11 protein-coding genes are annotated in these 11,591 nt (G+C 73.4%); 4 read left to right on the plus strand and 7 right to left on the minus strand.

Annotation, left to right across the window (positions count from 1 at the left end):
* Positions 1 to 24 precede the first annotated feature (24 nt).
* Both ACIP98_RS09805 and ACIP98_RS09810 read left to right on the plus strand, forming a co-directional pair.
* The gene (locus ACIP98_RS09805) at positions 25 to 828 is read left to right on the plus strand and encodes an alpha/beta fold hydrolase (RefSeq protein WP_319662098.1); all 804 of its coding nucleotides are present in this window, start codon (positions 25 to 27) and stop codon (positions 826 to 828) included.
* A complete protein-coding gene (locus ACIP98_RS09810) occupies positions 821 to 1,348 on the plus strand; it encodes a hypothetical protein (RefSeq protein ID WP_319662100.1) in 528 nt (175 codons plus the stop codon). The genes ACIP98_RS09805 and ACIP98_RS09810 overlap by 8 nt, the downstream gene beginning before the upstream one ends.
* Before the next feature lie 6 nt (positions 1,349 to 1,354).
* Here ACIP98_RS09810 and ACIP98_RS09815 read toward each other — a convergent pair whose 3' ends face one another.
* The 6 genes from ACIP98_RS09815 to ACIP98_RS09840 all read right to left on the minus strand — a co-directional run bounded on the left by ACIP98_RS09815 (position 1,355) and on the right by ACIP98_RS09840 (position 6,264).
* Positions 1,355 to 2,119, minus strand: a complete 765-nt coding sequence (locus ACIP98_RS09815; protein WP_319662102.1) for an endonuclease/exonuclease/phosphatase family protein — start codon at positions 2,117 to 2,119, stop codon at positions 1,355 to 1,357.
* 88 nt (positions 2,120 to 2,207) lie between these two features.
* A complete protein-coding gene (locus ACIP98_RS09820) occupies positions 2,208 to 3,149 on the minus strand; it encodes an ROK family glucokinase (protein WP_319662104.1) in 942 nt (313 codons plus the stop codon).
* An 89-nt stretch (positions 3,150 to 3,238) separates the two neighbouring features.
* Positions 3,239 to 3,640 (minus strand): DUF5304 family protein, encoded by a 402-nt coding sequence (locus tag ACIP98_RS09825; protein ID WP_319662106.1) that lies wholly within the window; start codon positions 3,638 to 3,640, stop codon positions 3,239 to 3,241.
* A 79-nt stretch (positions 3,641 to 3,719) separates the two neighbouring features.
* Positions 3,720 to 4,952: an ArsA-related P-loop ATPase gene (locus tag ACIP98_RS09830; protein ID WP_319662108.1), complete on the minus strand. Its 1,233-nt coding sequence runs from the start codon at positions 4,950 to 4,952 to the stop codon at positions 3,720 to 3,722.
* Between the two features lies 1 nt (position 4,953).
* Positions 4,954 to 5,397, minus strand: coding sequence for an SRPBCC family protein (locus ACIP98_RS09835; protein ID WP_319662110.1), 444 nt, complete (start codon positions 5,395 to 5,397; stop codon positions 4,954 to 4,956).
* A 99-nt stretch (positions 5,398 to 5,496) separates the two neighbouring features.
* Positions 5,497 to 6,264 (minus strand): metallophosphoesterase, encoded by a 768-nt coding sequence (locus tag ACIP98_RS09840; RefSeq protein WP_319662112.1) that lies wholly within the window; start codon positions 6,262 to 6,264, stop codon positions 5,497 to 5,499.
* Between the two features lie 286 nt (positions 6,265 to 6,550).
* Between ACIP98_RS09840 and ACIP98_RS09845 the strand changes: the two genes are divergently transcribed.
* Complete coding sequence (locus ACIP98_RS09845; protein ID WP_319662114.1) at positions 6,551 to 8,347, plus strand: AMP-dependent synthetase/ligase; 1,797 nt, start codon at positions 6,551 to 6,553, stop codon at positions 8,345 to 8,347.
* A gap of 114 nt (positions 8,348 to 8,461) precedes the next feature.
* Here the strand turns inward: ACIP98_RS09845 and ACIP98_RS09850 are convergent, their stop codons facing one another.
* Positions 8,462 to 9,592 carry a glycosyltransferase family 4 protein gene (locus ACIP98_RS09850; RefSeq protein ID WP_401974763.1) on the minus strand — a complete coding sequence of 377 codons (1,131 nt, stop codon included), beginning with the start codon at positions 9,590 to 9,592 and terminating at the stop codon, positions 8,462 to 8,464.
* A gap of 135 nt (positions 9,593 to 9,727) precedes the next feature.
* Between ACIP98_RS09850 and ACIP98_RS09855 the strand changes: the two genes are divergently transcribed.
* Complete coding sequence (locus ACIP98_RS09855; protein ID WP_319662116.1) at positions 9,728 to 10,987, plus strand: glycosyltransferase 87 family protein; 1,260 nt, start codon at positions 9,728 to 9,730, stop codon at positions 10,985 to 10,987.
* Positions 10,988 to 11,591: the final 604 nt, after the last annotated feature.

The raw sequence follows: 11,591 nt of genomic DNA on the forward strand, positions 1-11,591 counted from the left end.
ATTCCACCGAACAGGAGACCTACGGTGCCGCTCATGCCCGGGGCCGAGCCCTATCGCCACGACGGCGGCGACATCGGCGTCCTGCTGTGCCACGGCTTCACCGGCACTCCGCAGTCCATGCGGCCCTGGGGCGAGTACCTGGCCGGGCGCGGTCTGAGCGTGTCGGCACCGCTGCTGCCCGGGCACGGGACGCGCTGGCAGGACATGCAGGTCACCGGCTGGCAGGACTGGTACGCCGAGGTGGACCGGGAATTCCGCGCGCTGTCCGGACGCTGTGACCGCGTGTTTGTCTTCGGAATGTCCATGGGCGGTGCGCTGGCACTGCGCCTCGCCGCCCGGCACGGCGCGGCGGTCGGCGGCATCGCCCTCGTGAACCCCTCGGTCAAGGCCGACAGCCATCAACTCAAGGCCGTGCCGGTGCTGAGGCACTTCGTGCCCTCGGTGCCCGGCATCGCCAGCGACATCGCGAAGGAGGGTTCCGTGGAGGTGGGCTACGACCGCACCCCGCTGCACGCGGTGCACTCCCTGAGCCGCTTGTGGAACCTGGTGCGGCGCGACCTGCCCCAGGTGACCCAGCCGCTGCTGCTCCTGCGCAGCCGGGTCGACCACGTCGTCCACCCGTCCAACTCGGCGCTCGTGCTCGGCCGTGTCTCGTCGACGGACGTGACGGAGACCGTGCTGGAGCGCAGCTACCACGTGGCCACCCTCGACCACGACGCCGAGACGATCTTCGAGCAGTCGTACGCGTTCGTGGGCCGGCTCACCGGCACCGGGCCGGCCGCGGGCGACGACGAGAGCAACGAGAAGGAGGACGCCGCACGTGGCTGAGCCCGAGGACGACCGCCGTCCGCTGCCCGAGGGCGGCGAGCCCGAGCCCAAGCCGGTCGACGAGGCCGAGGCCTGGGCGCAGATCGTGGCGGGGTACGACGCCGACCCGGAGCCCGGCACGGCGTCCTGGCCCGAGGCCGAGGACGTCGCCGAGGGCTCCTCGAAGCCCGGCCCCCTGGTCGTGCCGACGACCCCCGAGACGACCTCCATCGTGATCCACCCCGTCATCTCCGGCCCCCGCGACTACGAACTCGACGAGGACGAGGACGAGGGCCACTTCGTGCCGCCGGAGCCGCCGCCGCTGCCGAACGCCGACGTCACCACGAAGTTCGCCTGGCTGGCGGCGCTGGGCGGTCCGCTGCTGATCTTCGCGTTCATCCTCTTCCAGGAGGAGATGCCGTGGTGGGCCGTCACGGTCGGCGTCGGCGGTTTCCTCGGCGGCTTCGCCACCCTGGTCACGCGGATGCGGCCGGGCGGCGACGAGGACGACGACCTGCCGGGCGGCGGCGCGGTCGTCTGACCGCGGTCACGGCACCGACGGCACCCTGAGGGCGGCCAGGACCGGAAGATGGTCCGTGGCCGCCCTCAGGTCGTTCCGGGTGATGCCGGGCAGCGGCTCCGGGACGCCGCAACCGAGGACCTCGATGCCGGACGTGGCGAAGACGGCGTCGATGCGCTGGTGGGGGTCGCCGGGCGTGGAGGTGTACTCGCCGCCCCAGGGCCGTACCGCCCGGGCGTCCTGCAGCGCGCCGGCGAGCCGGCGGAAAGTGCGGCCCTGCGGGCGGTCGTTCAGGTCGCCGCCGGCCACCGCGTGGGTCTCGCCCATCGCGGCGAGCCGGTCCAGCAGCATCCCGCCCTGCTCGTAGCGCTCGTCGGCCCGCAACGACAGATGGCAGCTCAGCACGGACAGCCGGGCGCCGCCGACGCGGACCACGGCGGTCGCGAAGCCGCGCTGGTGCAGTCCGGGGGTGCGCGGCAGCAGGACGTCCTCCGTGCGCTCCACATGGACCCGCAGCGAGGACAGGACGAGCGGGCCGGCGGCGGTCGCTCCTCCGGTGACGGTCACCATCCCCGCGTCGCGGGCGAGCCGGGCGACGGCCTTGCGCCAGCGGAAGAAGCGGGGAGCCTCCTGGATGAGCGCGATGTCGGGTGCGCAGGCGCGGACGACCCGGGCGAGGGCGGCCTCGTCGTCCCTCATCGAGCGGATGTTGTAGCTCAGGACGCGGATGACGGCGGAGCCGTCCGGCTCCGTGCGGGATGCCGGCAGATCCGGCCGCGGGACCTCGCTCACGCCGTCACCCTACCCGGCCGGAACGCCGGTGCCCCCGTACTCCGGCGAAGCGGGGTACGGGGGCACCGGCAGGCGGCGGCCGGCCGCGCTAGCCCTGGCGGGCCAGGTCGGCGGCGCCGACCAGTCCCGCCTTGCCGCCGAGTTGGGCGGCGAGGACCTGGGCGTGCGGCCGCAGCTGACCGCCGACCAGCCAGCGGCGGAAGGACTTGCGGATGGGGTCGAGGACGAGTTCGCCCTCGTCCGAGACACCGCCGCCGACGATGAAGGCGGAGGGGTCGAACAGCGACGCGAGGTCGGCGAGTCCCGCGCCGGCCCAGCGGGCGAGCTCGCGGAACGAGTCCACCGCCACGCTGTCGCCGCCGCGTGCGGCCTGGCTGATGTGCTGGCCCTGGATGCCGTCGGGGGTGCCGTCGCCGAGCGAGAGCAGCAGTGCCGCGTTCTCGGGCTGGGCCACGGCGCGCTGCTTGGCGTAGCGCACCAGGGCGCGGCCAGAGGCGTACTGCTCCCAGCAGCCCTGGCTGCCGCAGCCGCACAGCAGGCCGTCCGGCACCATGCGGATGTGGCCGAACTCGCCGGCCACGCCGAAGCGGCCGCGGCGCAGCTTGTTGCCGATGATGATGCCGCCACCGAGGCCGGTGCCGAGCGTGATGCAGATGACGTCGTCGTGGCCCTGGCCGGCGCCGAAGCGGTACTCGCCCCAGGCCGCGGCGTTGGCGTCGTTCTCCACCACGACGGGGAGGCCGACGCGCTGCTCGACCTTGTCCTTCAGCGGCTCGTGCCGCCAGCGGATGTTGGGCGCGAAGAGCACGGTGGCCCGCTTGTCGTCGACGTAGCCGGCGGCGCCGATGCCGACGGCCTCGACCGTGTGGCTCGTGCTGACGTCGTGGACGGCGGCGGCGATGGCGTCGACGACGCCTTCGGAGGTCGACGGAGTCGGCACCTTGACGATTTCGAGAATCGAGCCTTCCTCGTCGACCACGCCGGCCGCGATCTTCGTGCCGCCGATGTCGACGCCGATGGTGAGTCCCATGTGTCCCTCAGTATTCGGTCGATCCCCGCTGCGTCCAACCGTACCGGAGGGCGAGGTGCGCCCCGTTCGGCCCTTTGTTCAGTTCGCGTTCAGTCCAGGTCAATGCGCTCGCTGGAGGGCCCGCCGTCGCCTGAGGTCCAGCGCCGTTCCTGGCGGCTGACGGCGGCTCGATAGGCGGCAAGCAGTTCGGCGCCGGCCGCGGCGAGGTGGTCGAAGACCTCGGGGTTGCGTTCGACGACGGGCTCGACGGCCTGCTTCACCTGGGCGATGATCCCCTGGGCGGCCATCTCGGCCGCGGGGCTGCGGAGCAGGGAGATCCGCTCGGCGACGGCCTCGGCGAGTCGTCGCAGTTCCTCCGCGGCGCTGCCCGGCTCCTGTCCTGACTGCTGCCGGCGGCGGGCCTTCTCCGCGGCGATGTCCTCCGCGCTCGCCTTGGCCCAGGCGTCGTGATCGGCCTCGGGGCGGTCGGTACGGTCCGTGGATTCGCTCATGGTGGGCTCCGTAGGGCGCTCCGGCTTTTGACTACGACGTTACCCGAACGAAGCCGGTGCGTTCAGGGGGCGATCGCCGTCATCGGGGCCAGACGGCGGGATCGGGGACGAACCGGACCTGCAGCACACCGTCGCGCAGCGCGGCGCCCTCCACGGTGCAGCGGCGCAGCGCGGAGGGCAGCGGCAGGACACGCCGGTGGCCCTCGGCGTCCACGACGAGTTCGTCGCCGCGACGGACGAGGTCCACGGTGTGCCGCAGCGCGCCGGGCAGCGGCAGCAGCCACCGGAAGTGGCCCTCGGCGGCGAGCCGGTCCTCGGTGGTCCAGGGCGGCGCGGCGGGACCCTCGGCGGCCGCGGCGGGCGGCTCGGCCGCGAGCCGCGCCAGGTCCCCGGTGCCGCGCGGTTCGCGTCCCAGGTGCGGCAGTTCGTGCAGGCCTGTCCCACTACCCGCGATCTCGGCGCGCAGGGCGCGCAGTTCCTTGCGCTGCAGGCCGGACAGCTCGGCCAGCCACGGGTCGGGCGAGTGCGCGGGCAGCAGCCGGTTGGCCACGACCGCCTCCAGCCGGTGGCCGTACAGGGCGAGACCGGCCCGGGCGTGGCGCACCGCCTCGGCGGCGTGCGCGCCGGGCTCGACCACCAGCCGTACGGTCGTCGCCGCGTCCTCCACCACGGCCTGGGCGGCGGCCAGTTCGCGGTCGGCGCGAGCGGCGGCCTCGTACGCCCAGGGGCCGGGCGCGGGGACGCCCGCCAGCTGGGCGAGCATCGGGCGCAGGGCGCGGGCGGCCTGGCGCTGCTCGGGCAGCAGCCGGGCGAGGTAGCGGCGCAGTTGCTCCGGCAGGGCGAGGGCGGCGAGGGCGTCGCCCACCGGCGGGAGGTCGACCACGACCAGGTCCCAGCGGCCGGCGGTGTCGCGCAGGGCGCGCAGCAGGGCGAGCGGTTCCGCGCCGGGGAGTTCGGTGAGTTCCTCGGGGTCCAGCGGCGCGGCGCCGAGCAGTTCGAGCAGCGCGCCGACCCGGCCCTGGAGCTCGATGGCGTCGGCGCGGAAGGAGGCGGCCGGGTCGATCCGGCCGGCCCACAGCCCCGGCGCGGAGGGGACAGGGGCCGCGAAGACGGCGCGGTCGGCGCTCGGGACGGACCCGCCGGGGACGGCGGCGGCTCCGGTGGCGGTGCCGAGGACTCGCTCCAGCGCCCCGCCGCGGTCCGCGGACAGCACCAGCACCCGGCGCCCCGGGGCGGCCGCGGACACGGCGGTGGCGGCCGCGACGGTGGTGCGGCCCGCGCCGCCCGCGCCGGTGACCAGGACCGTGCGCACGTCAGCCCTGGGACTCGACGCGCTTCTTCAGGCCGGCCAGCGCCCGGTCGATGATGACCTTCTCGGCCTTGCGCTTGATCATGCCGAGCATGGGGATCTTGACGTCGACGGTCAGCTGGTAGGTGACCTCGGTGCGCTTGCCGTCCTCGACCGGGGCGAGGATGTAGGCGCCGTCCAGGACGCGCAGCATCTGGGACTTGACCAGCGTCCAGTGCACCTCGCTGGTGCCGACCCAGGTGTAGGCGAGCGTGTGGTCGTCCTTGATCGCACCGGCGTCGAGGAGGAGGCGGACCTGCTCGGCGCGGCCCTGGGCGTCGGCGGTGAGGATCTCGGCCTCCTTCACCTCCCCGGTCCACTCCGGGTAGCGGGCGAAGTCGGAGATGACACCCATGACATCGGCCGGGGCCGCGTCGATCGTGATGCTGGACCTCGTGTGTTCCGCCATCTCCGTGGCCCCTCCGGGACGTCGCTGCCTGTGCCTGCTGTCGTGTGCCTGCCGGTGAAGGCTACCGCCTGGTCGGGCGCCCGCAGACCTCCGGGGCGGTCACCATTGCAGCGCCCACGGCGTTCTCCTGGAGTTGAAGTGGCCGACGTTCACGCATTCGGTCGTGCCGATCCGCATCCGGGGCACCAGCGGCTGGTGGACGTGCCCGAAGAGCGCGTACTTGGGCCGGATGCTGCGGATCGCGTCGAGCAGGGCCTCGCTGCCGCGTTCGAAACGGCGGGCGACGGTGTCGTAGCAGAGCTCGGGCACGGCGGGCGGGATGTGCGAGCACAGCACGTCGACCTCGCCGAGGGCGGCCACCTTGGCGGCGTAGGTCTCGTCGTCGATCTCGTACGGGGTGCGGTAGGCCGTACGCAGGCCGCCGCCGACGAACCCGAAGACCAGGCCGCCGATCTCGGCGGTGGTGCCGTCCAGCACGGTCGTGCCGGGTCCGGCGTACTCCTCCCACAGCGCGGGGATGTCGACGTTCCCGTAGGTGGCGTACGTCGGTGTGGGGAAGGCCGCGAACAGTTCGGCGTACTGGCGGCGCACGGCGGCCTCGATGGCGGTGCGGCGGTCGGTGCCGAGGCCGTCCCACAGCTCGCGGTCCAGGGCGCGGGCCTCGTCCCAGCGCAGGGCGGTGCGCAGGGCGACCATGCGGGAGGCGTTCTCGGCCCCGAACAGGTCGGAGAAGATGCCGCGCGAGTGGTCCGCGTAGTCCAGGAAGAGGACGAGGTCGCCGAGACAGATCAGGGCGTCGGCCCCGTCCCCGGCCTTGGCGAGCGCCTCGGCGGCGCCGTGGACATCACTGACGACATGGACCCGCATGACGATCACTCTAGGACGCCGGGCCCCGCCGCGGGCCGCTCGTGCCGGGACGCTTGTTACCTGCGGGTCATCAAGGGCCTCGACTAGGCTCCCAACCAGTGGATACGCGCTGCGCCGCGGCGGACCGCCGGTGTGTGACGACGGTGTGACACACAAAACATCTACACGGCACCCCCTACCGCTCGAGCTTTACCGGTGGGTAACGTCCGGGCAGTCCGCCCCACTGTTCAACCCCCGCAGTGGACGCAGCCAGCACCGCCGCCGGCGCCGATGAGGAGCAGCAGTCTTGCGCGAGTTCAGCCTTCCGGCTCTTTACGAGGTCCCCGCGGACGGCAATCTGACGGATCTCATCCGCCGCAACGCCGCTCAGCACCCGGACGTTGCCGTCATCGCCCGCAAGACCGCCGCCGGGGACTGGGCGGACGTCACCGCCACCGCCTTCCTCGCCGAGGTCCGCGCGGTCGCCAAGGGCCTGATCGCCTCGGGCGTGCAGCCCGGCGACCGGGTCGCCCTGATCTCCCGCACCCGGTACGAGTGGACGCTGTTCGACTTCGCCGTCTGGAGCGCGGGCGCGGTCTCCGTCCCGGTGTACGAGACCTCCTCGGCCGAGCAGATCGAGTGGATCCTCTCCGACTCCGGCGCCGTCGCCGTCGTCGTGGAGAGCGAGGCGCACGAGAAGTCGGTGGAGTCCGTCCGGGAACGCCTGCCGCAGCTGAAGCACGTCTGGCGCATCGAGGGCGGCGCCGTGGAGACGCTGACCGCCACCGGCACCGACATCGCCGAGGCGACGGTCGACGAGCGCGGCGCGTCCGCCAAGGCCGACTCCCCCGCCACGATCGTCTACACCTCGGGCACCACCGGCCGCCCCAAGGGCTGCGTGCTCAGCCACCGCGCCTTCTTCGCCGAGTGCGGCAACGTGGTGGAACGGCTCAAGCCGCTCTTCCGGACCGGCGACTCCTCGGTGCTGCTCTTCCTGCCGCTGGCCCACGTCTTCGGCCGGCTGGTCGAGGTGGCCAGTGTGATGGCCCCGATCAAGCTCGGGCACGTCAGCGACATCAAGAACCTCACCGGCGAGCTCTCCTCGTTCCGGCCGACGATGCTGCTGGGCGTGCCGCGCGTGTTCGAGAAGGTCTACAACTCCGCCCGCGCGCAGGCGCAGGCAGGCGGCAAGGGCAAGGTCTTCGACAAGGCGTCCGACGTCGCGATCGAGTTCAGCCGCGCGCTGGACTCGGCGAACGGACCCTCGCTCGGCCTGCGGTTCAAGCACAAGGTCTTCGACCGGCTGGTCTACAGCAAGCTGCGCGCCGTCCTCGGCGGCCGCGCCGAGTACTCCATCTCCGGCGGCGCGCCGCTCGGCGAGCGGCTCGGCCACTTCTACCGGGGCATCGGCTTCACCGTCCTGGAGGGCTACGGCCTGACGGAGTCCTGTGCCGCCACGGCCTTCAACCCCTGGGACCGTACGAAGATCGGCACCGTCGGCCAGCCGCTGCCCGGCTCCACGGTCCGCATCGCCGACGACGGCGAAGTGCTGCTCCACGGCGAGCACCTGTTCAGTGGCTACTGGAACAACGAGGCCGCGACGGCGGAGGCCGTCACCGACGGCTGGTTCCACAGCGGCGACATCGGCGCGCTGGACGAGGACGGCTACATCACCATCACCGGCCGCAAGAAGGAGATCATCGTCACGGCCGGCGGCAAGAACGTCGCCCCGGCGGTGATCGAGGACCGCATCCGCGCCCACGCGCTGGTCGCGGAGTGCATGGTGGTCGGTGACGGCAAGCCCTTCATCGGCGCGCTGGTGACCCTGGACGAGGAGTTCCTGCCCCGCTGGGCCGAGCAGCACGGCAAGGCCGGCCGCACGGCCGCGGAGCTGCGCGAGGACCCGGAGCTGCTGGCCGAGGTGCAGTCGGCGATCGACGACGGCAACGCCGCGGTGTCCAAGGCCGAGTCGGTGAAGAAGTTCCGCGTCCTGGCGACCCAGTTCACCGAGGAGTCCGGGCACGTGACGCCGTCGCTGAAGCTGAAGCGCAACGTGGTGCTGCGGGAGTTCGCGGACGAGGTCGCCGCGATCTACGCCAGGTGAGTCCCGCGCGTTCGTGACCTGACCACGGCCGCCGTACGCCTCGCGCGTGCGGCGTTCGCGGGCCCGCGGTCCTCCGCGCCTGCGCCTGCGCCTGCGCCTGCCGCCGAGGAGCCTCTACAGGAGCGCCTTCAGCCGGTCGGCGAGCAGGTCCCAACGCCAGGCGTCCTCGACCCACTTGCGCCCGTGCTCGCCCATCCGCTGCCGCAGTTCCGCGTCGCCGAGCAGGGCCAGGATGCGGTCCGCCGCGTCCTCCGGCACACCGCCGCGCACCACCCAGCCGGTCTCGCCGTCCAGCACCGCGTCCGGAGCGCCGCCGGAGTCGCCGGCCACGACCGGCAGCCCGGTCGCGGACGCCTCCAGGTAGACGATGCCGAGCCCCTCGACGTCCAGCCCGCGGCGCCGGGTGCGGCAGGGCATGGCGAAGACGTCGCCCGCACCGAAGTGCGCGGGCAGTTCCTCCCAGGGCACCGCCCCCGTGAAGACGACCGAGTCGGTCACCCCGGTCTGCGCCGCGAGCCGCTTCAGCTCGTTCGCGTACGGGCCGCCGCCGACGACCAGGAGCACCGCGTCCGGCTGGACGGCCAGGATGCGCGGCAGCCCGAGGATCAGGGTGTCCTGGCCCTTGCGCGGCACCAGGCGGGACACGCACACGATCACCGGCCGGTCGGCCAGCCCGAGCCGGGCCCGGACCTTGTCGCCGCCGGAGGCGGGGTGGAAGGTCTTCTCGTCGACCCCCGGCGGCAACTGCACCATGCGGGCCGCGGCGCGCGGGGTGAGCGCGGGGGCGATCCGCGACCGGGTGTATTCACCCAGATAGGTGATCGTGTCGGTGCCCTCGCCGATCCGCCGCAGCAGTTGACGGCTGGCGGGCAACTGCGCCCACCCCGCCTCGTGGCCGTGCGTCGTCGCCACGATCCGCCGGGCCCCGGCCTTCCGCAGCGCGGGCGCCATCAGGCCCAGCGGCGCCGCCGCGCCGAACCACACCGACGTGCAGCCGTGCTCCCGCAGCAGCCCGGCGGCCTGCGCGGTCACCCGCGGGGTCGGCAGCAGCATCGACGTGCGGTCGCGGACGACGGGGAAGGGCTGCTCGGCGTCGAACCGGGCGACCTCGGAGCCGTCGCGCCACGTGGAGGCGTACACCACGACCTGCCCGGGGTCCAGGCGCAGCGCCATGCTGTGCACGAAGGCCTGGATGCCCCCGGGGCGGGGCGGGAAGTCATTCGTGACGATCAGGGTCTTGTCCATACGGCGCCGAGCGTAGCGGTTGCCGGCCCCGGCAACCGACCGCGGCCGCGAATGCGTCCTTGACAACCGGGGCCCGTCCACAGGCGCGACCGGCATCGTGCATCATCTCTGCAGAAGCGAAACGACGAGGTGGACATGGCAGGCAGTAACGGCGGGAGGTCCCCGGTGGGACCCGTCCTCGCCTGGGTGATCACCCGGATCGTGCTGCTGCTGTGCGTGTTCAAGGTGTTCAGCGTGTCGCCGCTCGACGTCACCAGCGACGTCACGGCGATCTACCACGGCTGGTACGAGGTGCTGCGCTCCGGCACCTTCCCGCTCCACGACGTCACCTGGCAGTACCCGCCCGCCGCCGCGCTGGCGGTGCTCTCCCCCGGGCTGCTGCCGTTCCTCGACTACACCACCGCCTTCTTCTGGCTCGCCTGCGCGGCCGACGCCGCCGCCTTCGCCGTGCTGCTGCGCGGCTCGCGCGGCGAGGGGCGCAGGCAGGCGGGCGTCTACGTCTGGGTGGTCGGCGTGCCGCTGCTGGGACCGACCTCCTATGCCCGGTACGACGTCATGGTCACCGCCGTCGCCGTGGCCGCGATGCTGGCGACGGTGCGGCACCCCAGGGTCGCCGGCGCGCTCATCGCGTTCGCCGCGATGCTCAAGGTCTGGCCGGTACTGCTGCTCACCGGGGTACGGGACCGGCGGGTGTGGGCGGCCGCGGTGGCCGGCGCGGGCGTCCTCGCGCTGGGCTTCTGGCTGTGGATGCCGGGGGCCTTCGCGTTCCTGCGGTTCCAGGGCGAGCGCGGCACCGAGATCGAGTCGCTGGGCTCCCTGGTCTTCCACTTCGCCCGGCACCACGGCTGGCAGGGCCAGGTGCTGCTCAACTACGGCTCCGTGGAGTTCCTCGGCCCCTACGTCGGCCTGGTCAGCGACATCGCGCTCACGCTCACGGTCACGGCCTTCGCCTGGCTGCTGCTGTGGCGGGTGCGGGCCCGCGCCCTCGGAGCGGCGACGCCCTTCGACGCGGCCTTCACGGCGGTCCTGCTGTTCACCACGACCAGCCGGGTCATCAGCCCCCAGTACATGATCTGGCTGATCGGCATGGCCGCCGTCTGCCTCACGCTGCGCGCGAGCGTCATGGCCCTGCCCGCGGGGCTCGTGGTCGTCGCCACCGCGGTCACCCTGTACGAGTTCCCGATCCGCTTCGGCGACGTCGTCAGCAGCAGCCCGCTCGGGATCACGCTCCTCGTGCTCCGCAACGGCCTGCTCGTCGCCGCCTGCCTCATCGCCTGCCGGCGCCTGTGGGCCGCCACGGCCCGCGACCCCGGCCCCTTCCCCGCCGCCCAGGCGGACCCTTCCCCCTCGGAGGCGGAGCCGGAGCCCGACGGCGGTCGGCTCCTCACCTGGTGACGCCGCCCCGGCGACCACGGGCCGCACTGGCCCGCCCGGGCGCGGGCACAGCCCGGTAGCAAGCCCGCCCGGTGCCGAGTTCACCCCCGCGGGGCCGCGCAGAGCGACCCCTCGTCCGAGCGGAGCACGATCCGCACACCGGCCCAGCGGGTCCACCGCACGGCGCCTGCCGCGCACCCTCAGGCCACGCCGATCCACCTTGGCGCAGCACCAGGCGAGCAGGAACTCGCGCCGAGGAGACCACGGCGCGGGGCCGCGCGGAGCGACCGCTCCACCCATCGGAGCACGCATCGCCGCACGGCGCCGGCCGCGAACCCCTCACCTGGCGAATCCGCACCCCTGACGGGGCTCATCACCCCCGCCGATGTGCGCTCAGGCAACACGCCGGCCCGCCTGGGCGCACGGCACCCGGCGCCTCCTGCTCCGCGAAACGCGGACGCAGTCCCGTGGGCAGGCCAGGAGCCCTCCCCAGCGCCCACCAGTCGGCCATGCCGAGGAGACCCCCCGCGTGCGGGGCCACGCAGCGCGACCCCGCAGCACGATCCGCACACCGGCCAGGGGTCCACCGAGCGGCGCAGGCCGCGAAACCCTCGCCGGGAGACAC

The sequence above is a fragment of the Streptomyces sp. NPDC088354 genome, assembly GCF_044753585.1.
Taxonomy (GTDB): domain Bacteria; phylum Actinomycetota; class Actinomycetes; order Streptomycetales; family Streptomycetaceae; genus Actinacidiphila.